The organism is Enterobacter sp. MGH 24 (genome assembly GCF_000493015.1).
Lineage (GTDB): Bacteria > Pseudomonadota > Gammaproteobacteria > Enterobacterales > Enterobacteriaceae > Enterobacter.
Window position 1 is genome coordinate 2,247,560 of record NZ_KI535657.1, and the last position, 19,392, is coordinate 2,266,951.

Genomic DNA, 19,392 nt, shown 5'->3' on the forward strand with positions numbered 1-19,392 from the left:
AGTGTGTTTTGTTATGAAAAAAGCGGCTAATCATAGCTCAGCGCAACGCATTTGAGAATGCTGGATTTTTGGCACTGCCGCGAGCGTCCAGTTGGCAACGGCCATTTTCAGCAGTTCGTCAATATGCAGATCCTGCCATTCGTTGGTTACATTCTGGTTGAGAAATCGCAGCGCGTCGATCAAAACAGGACGCGGATCGCCGTCTGGCAGGGCCGGGGCATGGTTCTGCTTTGACAATTTAAAACCCTGCGCATTGACCGCCAGCGGCAGATGAATGTAGTCCGGTGCCGTCCAGCCAAACTGATGATAAAGCGATATTTGTCGAACGGTCGGTTCGACCAGATCCGCCCCGCGCACAATTTCCGTCACGCCCTGAAAACGATCGTCGACGACCACCGCCAGGTTATAGGCAAACAGGCCGTCACGGCGGTGAATAATAAAATCCTCACGCGCCAGACGTTCATCGGCGTGAATCTCACCGGAGAGGAGATCGGTAAAGCGCGTCACCGGGGAGCGCTGCTTTATACGTACGGCGGCATTTTCCGGGGGAAGATTAAGCGTGCGGCAATGGCCGTCATAGACGCCACCCACGCTCTGGATACGCGCGCGGGTGCAGGTGCAGTTATAGGAAAGCCCCCGATCGCGAAGCCAGGCCAGACGTTCACGATAAGCCTCATGACGTTTTGACTGCCAGAGAACCTCGTCATCCCAGTGAAGACCGTAATGTTCCAGCTGACGCAGAATCGTCTCTGCAGCACCGGGAACTTCACGTGGAGGGTCAATATCTTCAATGCGTACGAGCCATTTTCCCTGGCGGGCGCGAGCCTGCAGGTAGCTGCCGAGCGCGGCAATTAATGAGCCGAAGTGTAATTCACCGGAAGGAGATGGCGCGAAGCGCCCAATATAGTGTGATTCAGACATATCAACAGTAACAAGGCGGGAGAGACTCCCGCCTTTGGAGTGTGTAAACAGCGCTGGTATTAACCGGCCATCTGTTTTTCGCGGATTTCGGCCAGCGTTTTACAGTCGATGCACAGATCGGCGGTTGGACGCGCTTCCAGGCGACGAATACCGATTTCAACACCGCAGGATTCGCAGTAGCCAAAATCTTCGTCTTCGACTTTTTTCAGCGTTTTCTCGATCTTTTTGATCAGTTTGCGTTCGCGGTCACGGTTACGCAGTTCGAGGCTGAACTCTTCTTCCTGAGCGGCACGGTCTACCGGATCCGGGAAGTTAGCAGCTTCATCCTGCATATGAGTAACGGTGCGATCGACTTCATCCCTGAGTTGATTACGCCATGCTTCAAGAATACGCTTGAAGTGCGACAGCTGGGCTTCGTTCATATACTCTTCGCCCGGCTTCTCTTGATACGGCTCCACCCCAGCGATGGCGAGAATACTCAGGGACGATGTTTTACGGTTTTGCCCTTCTTGCATGTTGCTTCTCCTTAACACGCACTATCGATCCCCGTGTTGGGGGAAAAATCAGGTCGCTATAAATAGCAGATGCTTTTCCGGATGGCAATTATCTAAACGTAACACTTGACAAGCCTGTGAGGAAAAGCGTATTTGCGCACGCGGCCAGAACACTTAATCGTCAATCGTCTAATCCCTTATAAGACAATGGGAAGAGAGGATCTCAGAGTCATATTATCGGCAGAAAGTTCCGCTTTATAAGCGAAAACCTCTACCCCCTGCTTTTGTGCCTCATTCAACAATTGCGCGTATTTAGGATCAATATGGCGGGCAGGGGAGAAACGTTCAATGGCTGAATGTAACACCGCAAACAGCAATACGGCGCGTTTGCCCGCCGCCGCAACACTCATTAGCTCTCGCAGATGCTTCTGGCCACGTAGCGTTACCGCATCCGGGAAGTAGCCATTTTCCTGCTCCGCTAACGTCACTGATTTCACTTCAATATAGCACTCAGGCCTGTCTTCCGCCTGTAACATGAAGTCAATTCTGCTGCTTTCATCGCCATATTTCACTTCACTTTTATGCGTGCCATATCCTACCAGTTCAGGAATTGTGCCATGGGTCAGCGCTTCCTTAACCAGTTGATTTGCGCGCAGAGTGTTAACGCAAATAAATGCCCCATTTTGGGTTTCAGTCATTTCCCAGGTATGGGCATATTTGCGTTTAGTATTTTCTGATGTCGAATACCAGACCCTGTCACCCGGCGTCGCACAGCCCGTCATCGCGCCGGTATTGGGGCAGTGCAGGGTGAGCTGAACCCCTTCGGGGGTGATCACGTCGGCGAGGAAGCGTTTGTAGCGTTGGACAAGCGTAGCGTGCTGCAGGGGAGGACTAAACTTCATCAGAATTCCTTTCGGTGTTGCCCAGCGTCCAGCGCTGTAGCGGCGTATAGCGGGTGCGTCCCTGTGCAAAGACGGATTCGTAAAGCGCGAATCCGTTGACCGGAAAGGCCCAGTGAAAGCCCGGCGGCGGGATGGTAACGGCCTGACCGGTATCGCGCAGCAGCGTGATATGAGGATGAAACGGCTGTGGGCTCTGATAACAGCCGCTGCGCGCCGCCTGCGCGCGCAGCATATTCGCTAGCTGCAATAATCCGCGCGGTGGCTGGCGCGTTCCCAGCCAGACCACGCGCGAACGCAGCCACTGACCCGCGTCGTCGAGGTGCAGCGTGAATTCCGGCTGGGCAATACGCCCGGCCATTGCGGCTAACGCCCGCTGCTTTTCGGCGCTGACGTCGCCCAAAAAGGCCAGCGTCAGGTGCAGGTTGGCAGCCGCGACAGGGCGGCCCGCTTCAGGCGGAAAGCAATCGGCGCGCCAGCGAACAATTTGACGCTGTATTGTGGTGGGCAATTCAATGGCAAAAAACAGCCGTTTCGACTCAGGCATACGGAGGACTCGGTAATGATATGCGCCGATGCTACAATGTACGCCGACTAATGTTAACCCTCTGGAGCTGTTAGTGTCCTCATTGCCGGTCGCCGTCATTCTTCCTGAGCTTCTCGCTGCCTTACACCATGCCCCGCAGGTTTTGCTGAATGCCCCTACGGGCGCGGGCAAGTCCACCTGGCTGCCGCTGCAGATTCTGAAAGACGGAAACATCAGCGGGAAAATTATCCTGCTGGAGCCGCGCAGGCTGGCCGCGCGCAACGTGGCGCAGCGTCTGGCGGAACTGCTGAATGAAAAACCGGGCGAAACGGTAGGTTACAGGATGCGTGCCGAGACCTGCATTGGCCCGACCACGCGTCTTGAAGTGGTCACCGAGGGTATTCTCACCCGCATGCTGCAAAACGATCCGGAGCTGACCGGCGTCGGGCTGGTGATCCTGGATGAGTTCCACGAGCGCAGCCTGCAGGCGGATCTGGCCCTCGCGCTGTTGCTGGACGTGCAGCAGGGGCTGCGCGACGATCTCCGGCTGCTTATTATGTCGGCCACGCTGGACAACGAGCGGCTACGACAGGCATTACCCGATGCGCCGGTCATCAGCTCGGAAGGGCGGGCGTTTCCGGTTGAACGCCGCTATCAGCCGCTTCCCTCCCATCAGCGTTTTGACGAGGCCGTCGCCATTGCCACCGCTGAGCTGCTGCGCCAGGAAGCAGGTTCCCTGCTGCTGTTTTTGCCCGGCGTCGGTGAAATCCAGCGCGTGCAGGAGCAGCTTTCTACCCGCGTAGGCGGCGACGTGCTGCTTTGCCCGCTCTACGGCGCGTTGTCGCTGCAGGATCAGCGTAAAGCCATCCTTCCGGCCCCGGCGGGGCAGCGCAAGGTGGTGCTGGCAACCAACATTGCTGAAACCAGTTTGACCATTGAAGGGATTCGCCTGGTGGTGGATAGCGCGCAGGAGCGGGTGGCAAGCTTTGATGCGCGCAGCGGACTGACTAAACTCCTGACGCAGCGCATCAGCCAGGCGTCGATGGTGCAGCGCGCGGGCCGCGCGGGGCGTCTTGAGCCGGGTATCTGCCTGCATTTGACCAGCGCGGAGCAGGCTGAACGCGCCGCACAGCAAAGCACGCCGGAAATTTTACAAAGCGATTTGTCTGGTCTGGTGATGGATCTGCTCCAGTGGGGCTGCCCGAACCCTGAGCAGCTTACCTGGCTTAATCCTCCGCCCGTCGTAAACCTCACCGCTGCGCGCACGTTGCTGACGCAGCTTGGCGCGCTGGAAGGCGAGCGTCTGACGGCGCGCGGCCAGAAAATGGCGGCGCTGGGCAACGATCCGCGTCTGGCCGCGATGCTGGTGGCCGCGCAGGGGGAAGATGAAATTGCCACGGCGGCAAAACTGGCGGCTATTCTTGAGGAGCCGCCTCGCGGTGGCAGCAGCGATCTGGGGCAGGCGTTTTCGCGCAGCCAGGGGAACTGGCAGCAGCGGGCGCTGCAGCTGTGCAAACGCCTGAATAGCCGGGGGGGATCGCCTGACAGCGATAAGATTGCCTTCCTGCTGGCACAGGCCTTCCCGGACAGGATTGCGCGTCGGCGCGGGCTGGACGGTCGCTACCAGCTGGCAAACGGTATGGGGGCGATGCTGGACAGCGATGATGCGCTGACGCGTCATGAGTGGCTGATTGCGCCGCTGTTGCTGCAGGGGAGTCATTCCCCGGATGCGCGTATCCTGCAGGCGAGTGCCGTAGAGATTGACGCCCTGACGCGTACCTGTCCGCAGCTGCTTCAGCAATCTGATACCGTGGAATGGGATGACGCCCAGGGCACGCTGAAGGCGTTTCGCCGCAGCCAGATTGGAAAGTTAACGCTAGGGACGAAGCCGCTGGCGAAGCCGTCGGAAGAAGAGCTTCATCAGGCTATGCTGAACGGCATTCGGGAAAAAGGACTGAGCGCCCTGAACTGGACGCCGGAAGCCGAGCAGTACCGCATTCGTCTGCACTGCGCCGCGAAGTGGCTTCCGGAATACGGTTGGCCTGCGGTGGATGACGAGACGCTGCTTGCTACGCTTGAGCACTGGTTATTGCCGCAAATGAGCGGCGTGCATTCCCTGCGAGCCCTTAAGGCGCTTGATGTTAAGACCGCGTTACAGAATTTACTGGACTGGTCATTACGTCAACGTCTGGATAGTGAACTGCCTGGGCATTACACTGTGCCGACCGGAAGCCGGATTGCCATCCGTTATCATGAGGATAATCCGCCGGCGCTGGCGGTTCGGATGCAGGAGATGTTTGGTGAGGCCACCACGCCGTCCATTGCGGAAGGGCGTGTGCCGTTAGTGCTTGAGCTGCTGTCGCCTGCGCACCGTCCATTACAAATCACCCGAGATTTGGGGGCGTTCTGGGCGGGAAGCTACCGTGAAGTGCAAAAAGAGATGAAGGGGCGATATCCCAAACACGTCTGGCCGGACGATCCGGCGAATACGGCGCCGACGCGGCGAACGAAGAAATATTCGTAAAAGGGGAGTGCGGCCTGATGCCCTCACCCCAGCCCTCTCCCTGTGGGAGAGGGAGAAAACAAATTTTGAGAGATTTCTTCTTTCACAGGCCTGTGAAAGAAAAGAAAATCTGGCCTTTGCGCCTGAAAGTTGCGGAGAAAAAGCATGGCGGGGAATGACCGCGAGCCAATAGGACGTAAGGGAAAACCCACGCGTCCGGCGAAAGAAAAGGTAAGCCGTCGTCGCCTCAGAGATGAGGACTATGACGATGACTATGAAGACGATTATGAGGATGAAGAACCGATGCCGCGTAATGGAAAAGGCAAAGGGCGTAAGCCTCGGGGCAAGCGCGGCTGGTTCTGGCTGCTGCTGAAGCTGTTTATTGTTTTTGTTGTGCTGATGGCGATTTACGGCGTGTATCTGGATCAGAAGATCCGCAGCCGTATCGACGGTAAAGTCTGGCAGCTACCTGCGGCAGTGTATGGCCGTATGGTGAACCTTGAGCCAGATATGTCCATCACGAAGAACGAGATGGTTAAACTGCTGGAAGCCACCCAGTATCGTCAGGTGTCAAAAATGACGCGTCCTGGCGAATTTACCGTGCAGTCCAACAGCATTGAGATGATCCGTCGTCCGTTTGATTTCCCGGACAGCAAAGAGGGGCAGGTACGCGCGCGTCTGACCTTTGAAGGCGATCGTCTGGACACCATCGAGAACATGGATAACAACCGTCAGTTCGGTTTCTTCCGTCTCGATCCGCGTCTGATCACCATGCTTTCGTCGGCAAACGGCGAGCAGCGCCTGTTCGTGGCGCGTAACGGCTTCCCGGATCTTCTGGTCGATACCCTGCTGGCAACCGAAGACCGTCACTTCTACGAGCACGATGGCATCAGCCTCTACTCGATTGGTCGTGCGGTACTGGCTAACCTGACGGCCGGTCGCACCGTGCAGGGGGCGAGTACGCTGACTCAGCAGCTGGTGAAGAACCTGTTCCTCTCCAGCGAACGTTCTTACTGGCGTAAAGCGAACGAAGCCTACATGGCCGTGCTGATGGATGCGCGCTACAGCAAGGATCGTATCCTTGAGCTCTACATGAACGAGGTGTACCTCGGTCAGAGCGGCGATAACGAAATCCGCGGTTTCCCGCTGGCGAGCCTGTACTACTTTGGCCGTCCGGTGGAAGAGCTGAGCCTGGACCAGCAGGCGCTGCTGGTGGGCATGGTGAAAGGGGCGTCCATTTATAACCCGTGGCGTAACCCGAAACTGGCGCTGGAGCGTCGTAACCTCGTTCTGCGTCTGCTGCAACAACAGCAGGTGATTGACCAGGAGCTGTACGACATGCTGAGCGCGCGCCCGCTCGGCGTTCAGCCGCGCGGCGGCGTGATTTCGCCTCAGCCTGCGTTTATGCAGCTGGTGCGTCAGGAGCTGCAAAGCAAGCTTGGCGATAAGGTGAAAGATCTCTCCGGCGTGAAGATCTTCACCACCTTTGACTCCGTGGCGCAGGATGCAGCAGAAAAAGCGGCAGTGGAAGGCATTCCGGCGCTGAAGAAACAGCGTAAGCTCTCCGATCTTGAAACCGCGATGGTGGTGGTTGACCGTAACTCCGGCGAGGTTCGCGCCATGGTGGGCGGTGCCGAGCCGCAGTATGCAGGCTACAACCGCGCCATGCAGGCGCGTCGCTCAATCGGCTCTCTGGCAAAACCGGCAACCTACCTCACTGCCCTGAGTCAGCCAAATCAGTATCGCCTGAATACCTGGATTGCGGATGCGCCGATCTCCCTGCGCCAGCCTAACGGCCAGGTCTGGTCGCCGCAGAACGATGATAAACAGTTCAGCGGTCAGGTGATGCTGGTGGACGCGTTAACGCGTTCCATGAACGTGCCAACGGTGAACCTGGGCATGTCGCTGGGACTGCCGGCGATTGTCGATACCTGGCAAAAACTGGGCGTGTCGAAAGATCAGCTGCACCCGGTGCCGGCGATGATCCTCGGCGCGCTTAACCTGACGCCAATCGAAGTGGCGCAGGCGTTCCAGACCATTGCCAGCGGGGGCAACCGCGCACCGCTGTCTGCCCTGCGCTCGGTGATTGCCGAAGATGGCTCCGTGCTGTATCAGAGCTTCCCGCAGGCGGAGCGTGCCGTTCCAGCTCAGGCGGCCTATATGACGCTGTGGACGATGCAGCAGGTTGTTCAGCGTGGTACCGGGCGCCAGCTGGGTGCGAAGTATCCGGGCCTGCATCTGGCGGGTAAAACCGGGACCACCAACAACAACGTCGATACCTGGTTTGCCGGTATTGATGGCCGTGAAGTGGTGATCACCTGGGTAGGCCGCGATAACAACCAGCCGACCAAGCTGTACGGGGCGAGCGGGGCGATGTCGATTTACCAGCGCTATCTGGCCAATCAGTCCCCGGTGCCGCTGAACCTGGTCGCGCCGGAAGATATCGTCGATATGGGCGTGGACAGTTCCGGTAACTTTGTCTGCGGCGGCGGGATGCGTACCCTGCCGGTCTGGACGGCCAATCCGGACTCGCTGTGCCAGCAAAGCCAGCCTGAACAGCCGACGGGCAATCCGTTCGATCAGTCTTCTCAGCCGCAGCAGCAACAGCAACAGCAGCCGCAGCAGCAGAATGAGAAGAAAGACAGCGATGGCGTAGCCGGCTGGATTAAGGACATGTTTGGCGGAAACTGATTAGTTTCCTGAATAAAAAAGCCGCTTAGTAATAAGCGGCTTTTTTTTGTCTTTACATTTGTTCTTATTTTAATTTTAGTAAATGTCTAATTAAGAATTATTAATGCGTAAGTTTTATTAGTTTAATCAGTGTGTTGGTGCCACTTTAAACTCTTTTACTCGCCAGCCCGCTGGACACGATAAAGATTAATCTGATGTAATTAAGTTCGTGAATTTCACTTTCCTCATGGGATGTTCTTATTAATGGTCTCTCGGGTCTAAGTGATGTCTCGTTTTACAAAGCATTCTGGCGAAAAGTATTTTTTCCAGGAATGGATTCCATTATAAGCATATAAGGATGTTGTTATGAATAAGACATTTATTTCCTCTTTATTGGCCGGAAGCATTATGGCGGCTTTATCGCTGCCGGTCTTTGCGGCAAATGATTCAGGTACGGTAAATTTCGCCGGAAAAATTGTGGCGGATACATGCGAGATCAATGTTGATGGTACGGGGACCAATACATCCACCGTTACATTTGCAGATACTTACCCTTCAGATTTTGGCATCGACGGCCAGGTCGGGACGTCTAAAGCGTTTAAGATTGAAGTGAAAAAATGTGACCCGCTGGTCGCCAAACTGAACCTCAAGTTCAGCGGCACAACAACAGACGCTGCGTACAAGCGTTTGAAGAACGATCTCTCCGGTGCAGGCAACGCCACTAACGTTGGCATCATTGTCAGCAATGACAACGGCTCCAAAGGCGATGTGGTCTTCGACGGTTCAGTACCGGATGCGGGCACCGACGTGGCTAACGATGCGACCGGCGCAGCGGCATCTGTCTTTAACTACACCGCGAAAGTGATTCAGGTTGGTGATACCGCGCCAACCGCGGGTCATTACTCTTCCTCGGCCACATTTGAGGTTGTCTATCGCTAAGCAATTATTGGCAGCCTGAATGGCTGCCTTCTGGAAAGCTGTATGAAGACGTTATTTAAATTGTTATGTGGTTGTTTAATTGCTTCTTGCTGTTCAGTGCAGGCAAGCGTTGTTCTCGGTGGTACGCGAATTATTTATTCATCGAATAAATCTGAAGTACAAATCGCACTTAAAAATAAAGATCCTCATACGCGTTATCTGGTGCAAAGCTGGGTCAGTTATCCCAATGATGCAAAAGCCCCCTTTATTATTACGCCGCCTGTCTATAAGTTGCAGGAAAATCGTCAGACGCTGTTACACGTTATTTTTACCGGTGATAAAAACAGCCTGCCGGCAGATCGCGAATCCCTGTTTCTGGCGAATGTGAAATCTGTCTCTGCTCTGTCTCCCGATCTGAAAGAGAAGAATACCCTGCAGTTCGCTATGAAAACGCGCCTGAAGCTTTTCTGGCGTCCCGCTCAGTTGAAGGAAGCTGATGCCCTGGGCGCCTATGAAAAAATCACGTTCCATCGTCAGGGTGACACGCTAATCGCAAACAACCCTACGCCTTTTTACGTCTCTTTTGGCGAACTGTCCGTTGGCGGAAAAAGTGTCCCGGTGATAGAGACCAAAACCACGCCGGGTGCCATTTCAATGATGGTTGCGCCGTTTAGCAAGCAGAGTTTCGCGCTACCAAAAGCGGCAAATGGCGCGGTGACCTGGACGGCTATTAATGATTTCGGCGCCCAGACTCCTCAACGCAAGCAGGCTCTTTAAATCGATCATGTTGGTAAGTTATGTCGTCATCTTTACTTCACAAACAGGTACTGTCCGGGATCGCGCTGGCGCTGCTCGCCGCGATCCAGCCTGCAAATGCGGATGACGAATTCAACCTGCGGATCCTTGAACTGGATACCCCTCTCGAAAATACCTCCACGCTCAAAAACTTCATCAATGATAACGGGTTACTTGCGGGGAGCTACCCCACGACGATTATGTGGGATCGGGACGTGCTGGATATACGTACGCTCACCTATGTGCTTTCTGACGATAAACAGCATCTGCTGCCGGAACTGACCAAAGCGGACCTGCGTGAATACGGCGTGAAAGTCGACACGATCCCGGATTTGAAAGAACTGGACGACCAGGCTTACGTTCGGGACATCTCTCATTTCATTGAAAATGCACGCTACGATTACGATCAGGATAACCAGACCCTGAAGCTGGTCATTCCGCAGATCTATCGCGATCGCGCCGCCGCCGGGGCGATTAACCCGAAATTCTGGGATGACGGTGCGCCTGCCGCCTGGACAAGCTATCAGCTCAGCGGTTCTCAGCAACACTATAGCTCGGGCAATACCTCTTCAGCCTGGCTCGGTCTGGAGTCGGGGATTAACCTTGGGGCGTGGCGACTGCGCAATAACAGCACCTGGAGCGACGCTTCCGGCTGGGAGGCTATCGCCAGCACGTTGCAGCGTGACATCAAAGCGTTGAAAAGCCAGCTTGAGATGGGGCAGACCTATACCAATGGCGAGCTTTTTGACAGCGTCCAGATGACCGGCGTTAAGCTGGAAACGGACACCGCTATGCTGCCCGTCAGCCAGCAAGGCTTTGCGCCTGTTGTGCGGGGTATTGCTAATAGCGACGCGAAAGTCACCATCAAGCAAAACGGCTACATCATCTATCAAACAAACGTCTCGCCGGGGCCTTTTGAGATCCGCGACTTGAGCCAGGTAACATCCGGCGCCGATCTGGAAGTGACCGTCGAAGAGGCGGATGGCAGCGAGCACAGCTTCATACAGGCCAGCGCGTCGGTGCCGGTATTACAGCGAGAAGGCGGTTTTAAGTACTCGCTGGCCGCAGGGCGCTATCGTGGTAACGAAGGTGAAGATGAACCTATCTTTGCGCAAGGCACGGCTATCTATGGTCTGCCTTACGGTGTTACGGCCTATACCGGCGCGCTGGGAGCGTCACTGTATCATGCGCTGCTGCTGGGGCTGGGTGCCGACCTGGGGCACTTCGGCTCCGCATCCGTCGATCTAACGACCGCGCGTACCGCGTTCGACGATGGGCGTGACGATGCCAGCGGTTTATCGTGGCGGGCTCAGTACGCAAAAGATATTCCCGACACGGATACGACCGTCACGCTTGCCAGCTACCGCTACTCTACCTCGGGGTTTTATACCTTTCAGGAGGCTATCGATCGGCGTGACAGCGAGATCGATGACGGCATTTATACCTACCGCAGAACCAACAACCGCCGTAGCCGCATGCAGCTAAACCTTTCTCAGCGTATTTCAGACTGGGGCTCGGCGTATCTCAACGGCTATCAGCAGGATTACTGGGATATGGACGGCCATGAGCGTAGCGTCAGCGCCGGGCTGAGCTCCAGCTGGCGCGATATCACCTGGTCGATAAGCTACAACCTGACCCGCACGCCGGATGCCGATACCGACCGGCAAATGGCGTTGACGGTCAATATTCCGTTCTCAAAGTGGCTGCCTGATACCTGGGCAACCTACAGCGCGAATACCGCCAGCGGTGGGTTTGTCTCGCATCAGGCCGGGCTTGGCGGCACCGCGCTGGAGGACAACAAGCTGAGCTACAACCTCCAGCAGAGCTATGCCAATCAGAACACTGGTTACGGCGGCAGCCTGTCCGGGCGTTACCGTGGCGCTTACGGTGAGGTCGGGATGGGGTACAGCTACGGTGGCGATAACCGACAGTGGAACTACAGCGCGCAGGGCTCGGTTGTTGCCCATGAGCATGGCGTGACGCTGGGGCAACCGGTGCGTGACGCCTTCGCCATTGTGCACATCAATAAGGGCGATAACGTCAAAGTACAAAACGGGAGAGGTATTTATACCGACCCATTTGGCAATGCGATTGTCCCCTCTCTGACGGCCTATCGACACAACGCCATCACGGTGAATACCCAGGATCGGCAGGATATTGATATTGACGCGGCAACACAGGATCGCGTGCCGACGAAAGGGGCAGCCATAAAGGTCTCGTTCGATGCACGCGTTGGACGGCGCGCGCTGGTGACCCTGCTCTTTGCGGGTAAGCCTGTTCCGTTTGGCGCAGTGGTTGCGCTGGATACCACCACCGCCATTGTCGGAGATGGCGGAGAAGCCTATCTGACGGGGCTTCATGACAAAACGACGTTCAGCGTGCAGTGGGGAGAAGAGGCTGAACAACAGTGTCAGGGGGAAATCGACATGCCCGACGACGGCGTGACTGACATGGTTAAGGCAACGGTAACGTGCAGGTGAATAAGGAAACCCGATGAGCCAACGTATGACGATACACTCCTTGTGCGCAGGGGTTGCGCTGCTGATCGCCACCGTTTTTCTGCATCCGGCGTATGCTAACTGCACCTTCACAGGAGAGGGGGGAAAGGACGGGGTGGTTACGTTCCAAATCCCGCCCGCGATCGTTCTCGATCCCGATACGCCGGTGGGGACGGTGATTTATGACAACAACGTGGAAAGCGGCGAAGTCAGAGTAGATTGCGGCGGTGCTGATGCCCAGATTCGACGAGGGTATTTGACGCTAACGGAGGGGGATGCTCGCGAAGATGTGTTGCCGGGAGTGTATAAAACGAACGTGCCGGGGATTGGGATCCGCGCGGCCTCTTCTTCCGAGCAATTTCCTGATTACACTGAAGAAAACCTGACTCGCCCGTGGCATAGCGTTGGATCGATTCACGGCTATTCTCATTCCACATCCGTTTTCCGTGCCGCCGCGCAGCTCATCGTTATTGGCGATATTCAGGAGGGGTATCTGGATACCTCGCGGTTAACCGCTCAGGATACGTTAGGGGGAGTCGTGATCGGTGAAATGCGTTTTTCGCCCACTAGCGTTCATATCACCACCAACACCTGTAATCTGGTCGACCGTAACATCTATGTGCCCCTAAAAACGGTTAATGTGCAGGATTTCAACGGACAATACTCAGACATTCTCACCGACGGCAGTTTTAAGATTGAAATCACCGACTGCGCGGCGGGGACAAAGGTCGATTATCAGTTCACCAGCGCGGGTTCGACGGGGGTGACGAACGGTAATATCCTCGGCATTGCCGCAGGAGATGCCGCCGCTGCGGGTGTCGGCATCCAAATTCTCGACAAGAACGATACGGTGCTGCAGTTTGACCAGAACTACACGGCGATAACCAGCACGCAGGACAAAGTCCCCGTCGAAATTCCCCTCAAGGCGCGCTACGTCAAAACGGGGGAGGTTAAAGCGGGCAAAGTCGATTCCGTCGCCACGTTCGAAGTGTTTTACCGTTAATCCCCTCTGCCCGTTTCGGCGGGCTTTAGCGATCATTTCGCTAACCTCATTAACCCTCTCTTTTCATCTGGTTAATTCTTAAACCCTTAAATCTTGTAGGGCCGCTTACTGCTTGCTATGCAACCAGCGTTTCGCATATTATTCTGGCGCTCATAATAATAATTCTCGTTTACGTTATCATTCACTTTTCCATCAGAGAACAACATGGCGCTTTCCAATACTGCTCAGCCAATTAACACGTCGCTGCGTAAAATCGCGGTTGTCGTAGCCACAGCGGTTGCTGGCATGTCTACTTACGCACAGGCTGCCGAAACCACGAAAAAAGAAGAAACTATCACCGTTACTGCCGCACCTGCTGCGCAAGAAAGTGCCTGGGGACCAGCGCCGACAATTGCAGCAAAACGGACCGCGACAGCGACCAAAACCGATACTCCCATTGAGAAAACCCCGCAGTCCATTTCCGTGGTAACACGTGAAGAAATGGACATGAAACAGCCGGGTACGGTTAAACAGGCTCTGGCCTATACGCCGAGCGTATTTTCAACGCGCGGCGCATCAACGACCTATGATGTAGTTTCTATTCGTGGCTTCACCACCTCCAGCACCGTAAACACCAACCAGTATCTGGATGGCATGAAGCTGCAGGGTGATAACTATTCTGAAGCCTCTATGGATCCCTATTTCCTTGAGCGCGTCGAACTGCTGCGTGGCCCAACGTCCGTGCTGTATGGTAAAAGCCATCCGGGCGGAGTGGTGAGTATGGTGAGCAAGCGCCCAACCACGGAGCCGTTGAAAGAAATCCAGTTCAAAATGGGAACGGATAACCTGTGGCAAACCGGGTTTGACTTCAGCGATGCGATTGACGATGACGGCGTATGGGCATATCGCCTCACCGGTCTGGGGCGCAGCGAAAATGCGCAGCAGGAAATGGTGAAGTCTACCCGCTACGCGATTGCGCCTTCCTTCAGCTGGCGTCCTGATGATAAAACCGATTTTACTTTCCTGAGCAACTTCCAGAGCGATCCGGATGCAGGCTATTACGGCTGGCTGCCGCGGGAAGGCACCGTTGTGCCTTACTACGACGTGAACGGCAAAGCGCATAAACTGCCGACAGACTTCAATGAAGGCGAGGAAGATAATAAGATCTCCCGTCGTCAGAAGATGGTGGGATATAGCTTTTCGCATCAATTCGATGACACCTTCACCGTGCGTCAAAATCTGCGCTACAGCAAAATCAATACCCTTTACCGTTCAGTCTACGGCAATGGCTATATCGCTCCGGGACAGATCAGCCGTGCCTATGTCCGTTCTGATGAAAATCTGAATTCTTTCACCGTTGATACGCAGCTTCAGTCCAAATTTGCGACCGGTGCAGTTGATCATACTCTGTTGACGGGTGTCGATTACCTCCGCATGCGTAATGACATTAATGCTGACTATGGCACCGCCGATCCTATCAGCATGACGAAGCCTGAGTACGGTAATCCGAACGTCGATGTTTACTACCTGTATCAGATGCTTAACCGTCAGGAGCAAACGGGCCTGTACGCTCAGGATCAGGCTGAGTGGGATAAGTGGGTGCTCACGATGGGGGGGCGCTATGACTTTGCAAAAACGTCAGCCCTGAACCGCGCTAGCGGAACCACCGCGGAAATTAACGACCAGGCATTCACCTGGCGCGGGGGCATTAACTACCTGTTCGACAACGGTATCACGCCGTACTTTAGCTACAGCGAATCTTTCGAACCGGTTTCCGGAACGACCCAGAGCGGTAAGCCGTTCGATCCGGCTCGCGGCAAGCAGTACGAGGCGGGCGTGAAGTATGTCCCGAAAGATCTGCCTGTTGTTGTCACTGCAGCGGTGTACCAGCTGACCAAGAATAACAATCTGACCGCCGATCCTGCGAACCCGACCAGCGGCTTTAGCGTACAGGGTGGAGAAATCCGTTCCCGTGGCTTCGAACTTGAAGCAAAAGCGGCCGTGTCTGCCAACGTGAACGTGACGGCATCCTACAGCTACACCGATGCGGAATATACGCACGATACCTGGTATGAAGGCCGTCGCCCGGCAGAAGTGCCTCGCAACATGGCCTCTCTGTGGGCAGATTACACCTTCCACGAAACGGCGCTAAGCGGGCTGACTGTCGGCGCGGGTACCCGTTATATCGGCAATACCGTGTCCTACTACTCCGCCGCGTCGCCGAAAGCCTACGAGTCGTTTAATGTGGCGGGTTACGCGCTGGCAGATGCGACGGTTAAATACGATCTGGCGCGCTTCGGAATGCCAGGCTCTTCAGTCGGCGTCAACGTGAACAACATCTTTGACCGCGAGTACGTTTCCAGCTGCTATAGCGAATATGCATGCTACTGGGGAGCTGGACGTCAGGTTGTTGCCACCGCGACCTTCCGCTTCTAATCTCTCTTCGGGCACGGTTCGCCGTGCCCTTTTTATTTAAGTTGGCTGATATGCAGGATACTCAAACGCAACCCGACACCACCTTTACGCTCAATCATCTCTCCTTTCGCGTACCCGGACGCACTCTGCTGCATCCGCTCTCATTGACGTTCCCCGCCGGTAAAGTGACGGGCCTGATTGGTCACAACGGTTCCGGTAAATCCACGCTGCTCAAGATGCTGGGGCGCCATCAGCCGCCTTCAGAAGGCGATATTCTGCTGGATGACCAACCGCTGGAGAGCTGGAGCAGCAAAGCCTTTGCCCGCAAAGTGGCCTATCTGCCGCAGCAACTGCCGCAGGCGGAAGGGATGACGGTGCGTGAGCTGGTGGCGATTGGGCGTTATCCGTGGCACGGGGCGCTTGGGCGCTTCGGCGTCGCCGACAGAGAGAAGGTGGAAGAGGCGATTGCGCTGGTCGGGCTAAAACCGCTGGCGCACCGTCTGGTGGATAGCCTGTCCGGCGGCGAACGTCAGCGCGCGTGGATTGCGATGCTGGTGGCGCAGGACAGCCGCTGTTTGCTGCTGGATGAACCGACCTCTGCGCTGGATATCGCGCATCAGGTCGACGTCCTGGCGCTGGTGCATCGCTTGAGTCAGCAGCGTGGTCTGACGGTCATTGCGGTCCTGCACGATATCAACATGGCCGCGCGTTATTGTGACTACCTCGTCGCGCTGCGCGGGGGCGAGATGATTGCCCAGGGCACACCGGCAGAGCTGATGCGCAGCGAAACGCTGGAACATATTTACGGTATTCCGATGGGTATTCTGCCTCACCCTGCCGGGGCTGCACCGGTGAGCTTTGTCTACTGATGCTGGATAACACACGCATTAGCCGCCGTCGCCTGCTGACGGCGATGGCGCTCTCACCGCTGCTGTTCAAAATGAATACGGCGCGTGCCGCCGCCGTCGATCCGCACCGTATTGTGGCCCTGGAGTGGCTGCCGGTCGAGCTGATGATGGCGCTCGGCGTCACGCCCTACGGCGTGGCGGACATCCCTAACTATAACCTCTGGGTAAACGAGCCGAAGCTGCCGGACTCGGTGATCGACATCGGTCTGCGTACGGAGCCAAACCTTGAACTGCTGACCCAGATGAAACCGTCATTCCTGTTCTGGTCAGCGGGCTACGGTCCGTCAGAGGAGATCATGGCGCGCATTGCGCCAGGACGTGGATTCGCCTTCAGCGACGGTAAAAAACCGCTGGCGATGGCGAAAAACTCGATTAACGAGATGGCGCATTTCCTCAACCGCGAGCTCGAGGCCAAAAAACATCTCGACGAATTTGATGCCCTGATTGACGCCCTGAAGCCGCGGTTTGCTCACCGGGGCGAGCGTCCGCTGCTGATGGTGACGCTGCTGGATGCCCGCCATATGCTGGTTTTCGGTAAAAACTGCCTGTTCCAGGAAGTGCTGGACAGCTTCGGCATTCGCAATGCCTGGGAAGGGGAAATGTCGTTCTGGGGCAGTACCGCCGTGGGTATCGATCGTCTGGCGGCGTTTCGCGATGTCGATGTGCTGTGTTTCGACCACGGCAACGAACGCGCCATGCAAACCCTGATGGCGACGCCGCTCTGGCAGGCGATGCCGTTTGTGCGTGAGCAACGCTTCCAGCGCGCCCCGGCGGTCTGGTTCTACGGTGCGACGCTGTCGGCCATGCATTTTGCCCGCGTGCTGGATAACGCCCTGGGAGGTAAAGCATGAGTACGCGTATCGCCCGCTTCCCGGCGCTGCTGTTATCCCTGCTTTTTCTGGTTGCGCTGGTATTAACCGGGTTCAACCTCTCGACGGCATTACCCCGCGCGCAGTGGGGGGCCGCTCTGGCCTCGCCGGATATCGACAATATTCAGCAGATGCTGTTCCACTACAGCCTGCTGCCGCGTCTGGCAGTCTCCCTTTTAGTCGGCGCCGGTTTAGGGCTGGTGGGCGTGCTGTTCCAGCAGGTTTTGCGTAACCCGCTGGCAGAGCCAACCACGCTCGGCGTCGCGACCGGCGCACAGCTTGGGATCACCGTCACCACGCTGTGGGCGCTGCCGGGAGCGTTAACCTCGCAGTTTGCGGCTCTTGCGGGGGCGTGCGTGGTGGGCGCGCTGGTCTTTGGCGTGGCCTGGGGCAAGCGCCTTTCTCCGGTAACGCTTATTCTGGCCGGGCTGGTGGTGAGCCTCTACTGTGGCGCAATTAACCAGCTGCTGGTGCTGTTCCACCACGATCAGCTGCAAAGCATGTTCCTGTGGAGTACCGGCACGCTCACCCAGACCGACTGGAGCATTGTGCAACGCCTTTGGCCGCAGCTGGCTGGCGGCGTTGTGCTGACGCTGCTGCTCTTGCGGCCTTTGACGCTCATGGGGCTGGATGATGGCGTGGCGCGTAATCTGGGGCTGGCGCTGTCGCTGGCTCGCCTGGCGGCGCTGACGCTGGCGATTGTATTAAGCGCCCTGCTGGTGAACGCGGTCGGCATCATCGGGTTTATCGGCCTGTTTGCGCCGCTGCTGGCAAAAATGCTCGGGGCGCGTCGTTTACTGACGCGTCTGATGCTGGCGCCGCTGATTGGGGCGCTGATCCTCTGGCTTTCCGATCAGCTTATTCTCTGGCTGGCGCAGGTCTGGAGGGAAGTCTCCACCGGCTCTGTGACCGCGCTTATCGGAGCGCCGCTGCTGCTGTGGCTGCTCCCGCGCCTGCGCAGCATGAGCGCACCGGCGATGGACGCGGGCGATAAAGTCTACGCTGAACGTCAGTCGGTGCTGTGGTGTAGCCTTGCCGGTCTGGCAGTGCTGATGATTGCCTCGTTCGCGGCGCTCTCATTCGGACGCGATGCCTCGGGCTGGCACTGGGCAACGGGTGATTTACTCAACGAACTGCTGCAGTGGCGCTGGCCGCGTATCTTTGCTGCGCTGATCGCAGGGGTAATGCTGGCGGTGGCCGGGTGCATTATTCAGCGTCTGACCGGCAACCCGATGGCAAGCCCGGAAGTGCTTGGGATCAGCTCTGGTGCTGCTTTTGGCGTGGTGCTGATGCTGTTCTTCGTGCCGGGCAATGCGTTTGGCTGGCTGATGCCTGCCGGCAGTATTGGCGCGGCAGTCACGCTGATGATTATCCTGATAGCCGCCGGTCGCGGTGGGTTTTCACCGCACCGCATGCTGCTGGCCGGCATGGCGCTCAGTACCGCGTTCACGATGCTGCTGATGATGCTGCAGGCCAGCGGCGATCCGCGCATGGCGAAGATCCTGACCTGGATTTCCGGCTCAACGTACGGCGCCACAGGCAGCCAGGTGGTCTGGTCCGGGCTCGTGATGATCGTGCTGCTGGCGATGGTGCCGCTGTGCCGTCGCTGGATGACCATTCTGCCGCTTGGCGGTGAAACCGCGCGTGCGGTAGGAATGGCGCTGACGCCAGCGCGCGTAGCCTTGCTGCTGCTGGCGGCGTGCCTGACGGCTGTGGCAACCCTGACGATTGGACCGCTGAGTTTTGTCGGATTAATGGCCCCGCACATTGCCAGAATGATGGGATTTCGCCGGACGATGCCGCATATTGTGATGTCGGCTCTGACGGGCGGGGTGATGCTGGTGTTCGCGGACTGGTGCGGAAGAATGGTGCTGTTCCCGTATCAGATCCCGGCGGGTCTGCTGTCGACCTTTATCGGTGCGCCGTACTTTATTTATCTGTTGAGAAAGCAGAGCCGGTAGTCAGGTGCGGGCTGATGCCCTCACCCCGGCCCT

General features: G+C 56.7%; 14 protein-coding genes. 10 read left to right on the forward strand and 4 right to left on the reverse strand.

Annotated features, from left to right (window positions below):
* Positions 1 to 30 precede the first annotated feature (30 nt).
* From gluQRS to thpR, 4 genes are all read right to left on the reverse strand, one after another.
* Complete coding sequence (gluQRS, locus tag L370_RS11245) at positions 31 to 921, reverse strand: tRNA glutamyl-Q(34) synthetase GluQRS (protein ID WP_023334551.1); 891 nt, start codon at positions 919 to 921, stop codon at positions 31 to 33.
* Positions 922 to 980: 59 nt separating this feature from the next.
* Positions 981 to 1,436 (reverse strand): RNA polymerase-binding protein DksA, encoded by a 456-nt coding sequence (dksA, locus tag L370_RS11240; RefSeq protein ID WP_001155232.1) that lies wholly within the window; start codon positions 1,434 to 1,436, stop codon positions 981 to 983.
* Between the two features lie 176 nt (positions 1,437 to 1,612).
* On the reverse strand, positions 1,613 to 2,317 hold the full coding sequence (gene sfsA, locus L370_RS11235) for a DNA/RNA nuclease SfsA (RefSeq protein ID WP_023334552.1): 705 nt from the start codon (positions 2,315 to 2,317) through the stop codon (positions 1,613 to 1,615).
* Positions 2,307 to 2,861, reverse strand: coding sequence for an RNA 2',3'-cyclic phosphodiesterase (thpR, locus tag L370_RS11230; RefSeq protein WP_023334553.1), 555 nt, complete (start codon positions 2,859 to 2,861; stop codon positions 2,307 to 2,309). Before thpR ends, sfsA begins: the two co-directional genes overlap by 11 nt.
* Positions 2,862 to 2,934: 73 nt before the next feature.
* Between thpR and hrpB the strand changes: the two genes are divergently transcribed.
* From hrpB to fhuB, 10 genes are all read left to right on the forward strand, one after another.
* Positions 2,935 to 5,364, forward strand: coding sequence for an ATP-dependent helicase HrpB (gene hrpB / locus L370_RS11225; protein WP_023334554.1), 2,430 nt, complete (start codon positions 2,935 to 2,937; stop codon positions 5,362 to 5,364).
* 144 nt (positions 5,365 to 5,508) lie between these two features.
* Entirely contained in the window at positions 5,509 to 8,034 is a 2,526-nt protein-coding gene (gene mrcB, locus L370_RS11220) for a bifunctional glycosyl transferase/transpeptidase (protein ID WP_023334555.1), read from the forward strand.
* A gap of 345 nt (positions 8,035 to 8,379) precedes the next feature.
* Positions 8,380 to 8,952 carry a fimbrial protein gene (locus tag L370_RS11215; RefSeq protein WP_023334556.1) on the forward strand — a complete coding sequence of 191 codons (573 nt, stop codon included), beginning with the start codon at positions 8,380 to 8,382 and terminating at the stop codon, positions 8,950 to 8,952.
* Positions 8,953 to 8,994: 42 nt separating this feature from the next.
* Positions 8,995 to 9,708 carry a fimbrial biogenesis chaperone gene (locus L370_RS11210; RefSeq protein ID WP_023334557.1) on the forward strand — a complete coding sequence of 238 codons (714 nt, stop codon included), beginning with the start codon at positions 8,995 to 8,997 and terminating at the stop codon, positions 9,706 to 9,708.
* 20 nt (positions 9,709 to 9,728) lie between these two features.
* Positions 9,729 to 12,206: a fimbria/pilus outer membrane usher protein gene (locus L370_RS11205; protein ID WP_023334558.1), complete on the forward strand. Its 2,478-nt coding sequence runs from the start codon at positions 9,729 to 9,731 to the stop codon at positions 12,204 to 12,206.
* 13 nt (positions 12,207 to 12,219) lie between these two features.
* Positions 12,220 to 13,227, forward strand: coding sequence for a fimbrial protein (locus L370_RS11200; RefSeq protein WP_023334559.1), 1,008 nt, complete (start codon positions 12,220 to 12,222; stop codon positions 13,225 to 13,227).
* Positions 13,228 to 13,431: 204 nt separating this feature from the next.
* Positions 13,432 to 15,642: a ferrichrome porin FhuA gene (gene fhuA, locus L370_RS11195; RefSeq protein ID WP_023334560.1), complete on the forward strand. Its 2,211-nt coding sequence runs from the start codon at positions 13,432 to 13,434 to the stop codon at positions 15,640 to 15,642.
* A gap of 50 nt (positions 15,643 to 15,692) precedes the next feature.
* A complete protein-coding gene (gene fhuC, locus L370_RS11190; protein WP_023334561.1) occupies positions 15,693 to 16,490 on the forward strand; it encodes a Fe3+-hydroxamate ABC transporter ATP-binding protein FhuC in 798 nt (265 codons plus the stop codon).
* Positions 16,490 to 17,380 (forward strand): Fe(3+)-hydroxamate ABC transporter substrate-binding protein FhuD, encoded by an 891-nt coding sequence (gene fhuD / locus L370_RS11185; protein ID WP_023334562.1) that lies wholly within the window; start codon positions 16,490 to 16,492, stop codon positions 17,378 to 17,380. Before fhuC ends, fhuD begins: the two co-directional genes overlap by 1 nt.
* Entirely contained in the window at positions 17,377 to 19,359 is a 1,983-nt protein-coding gene (gene fhuB / locus L370_RS11180; RefSeq protein ID WP_023334563.1) for a Fe(3+)-hydroxamate ABC transporter permease FhuB, read from the forward strand. Before fhuD ends, fhuB begins: the two co-directional genes overlap by 4 nt.
* Positions 19,360 to 19,392: the final 33 nt, after the last annotated feature.

What these genes read in the sequence shown, in the direction of transcription:
- gluQRS (WP_023334551.1), bottom strand. Translation starts at nt 921, where the DNA reads ATGTCTGAATCACACTATATTGGGCGCTTCGCGCCATCTCCTTCCGGT.
- dksA (WP_001155232.1), bottom strand. Translation starts at nt 1,436, where the DNA reads ATGCAAGAAGGGCAAAACCGTAAAACATCGTCCCTGAGTATTCTCGCC.
- sfsA (WP_023334552.1), bottom strand. Translation starts at nt 2,317, where the DNA reads ATGAAGTTTAGTCCTCCCCTGCAGCACGCTACGCTTGTCCAACGCTAC.
- thpR (WP_023334553.1), bottom strand. Translation starts at nt 2,861, where the DNA reads ATGCCTGAGTCGAAACGGCTGTTTTTTGCCATTGAATTGCCCACCACA.
- mrcB (WP_023334555.1), top strand. Translation starts at nt 5,509, where the DNA reads ATGGCGGGGAATGACCGCGAGCCAATAGGACGTAAGGGAAAACCCACG.
- L370_RS11215 (WP_023334556.1), top strand. Translation starts at nt 8,380, where the DNA reads ATGAATAAGACATTTATTTCCTCTTTATTGGCCGGAAGCATTATGGCG.
- L370_RS11210 (WP_023334557.1), top strand. Translation starts at nt 8,995, where the DNA reads ATGAAGACGTTATTTAAATTGTTATGTGGTTGTTTAATTGCTTCTTGC.
- L370_RS11205 (WP_023334558.1), top strand. Translation starts at nt 9,729, where the DNA reads ATGTCGTCATCTTTACTTCACAAACAGGTACTGTCCGGGATCGCGCTG.
- L370_RS11200 (WP_023334559.1), top strand. Translation starts at nt 12,220, where the DNA reads ATGAGCCAACGTATGACGATACACTCCTTGTGCGCAGGGGTTGCGCTG.
- fhuA (WP_023334560.1), top strand. Translation starts at nt 13,432, where the DNA reads ATGGCGCTTTCCAATACTGCTCAGCCAATTAACACGTCGCTGCGTAAA.
- fhuC (WP_023334561.1), top strand. Translation starts at nt 15,693, where the DNA reads ATGCAGGATACTCAAACGCAACCCGACACCACCTTTACGCTCAATCAT.
- fhuD (WP_023334562.1), top strand. Translation starts at nt 16,490, where the DNA reads ATGCTGGATAACACACGCATTAGCCGCCGTCGCCTGCTGACGGCGATG.
- fhuB (WP_023334563.1), top strand. Translation starts at nt 17,377, where the DNA reads ATGAGTACGCGTATCGCCCGCTTCCCGGCGCTGCTGTTATCCCTGCTT.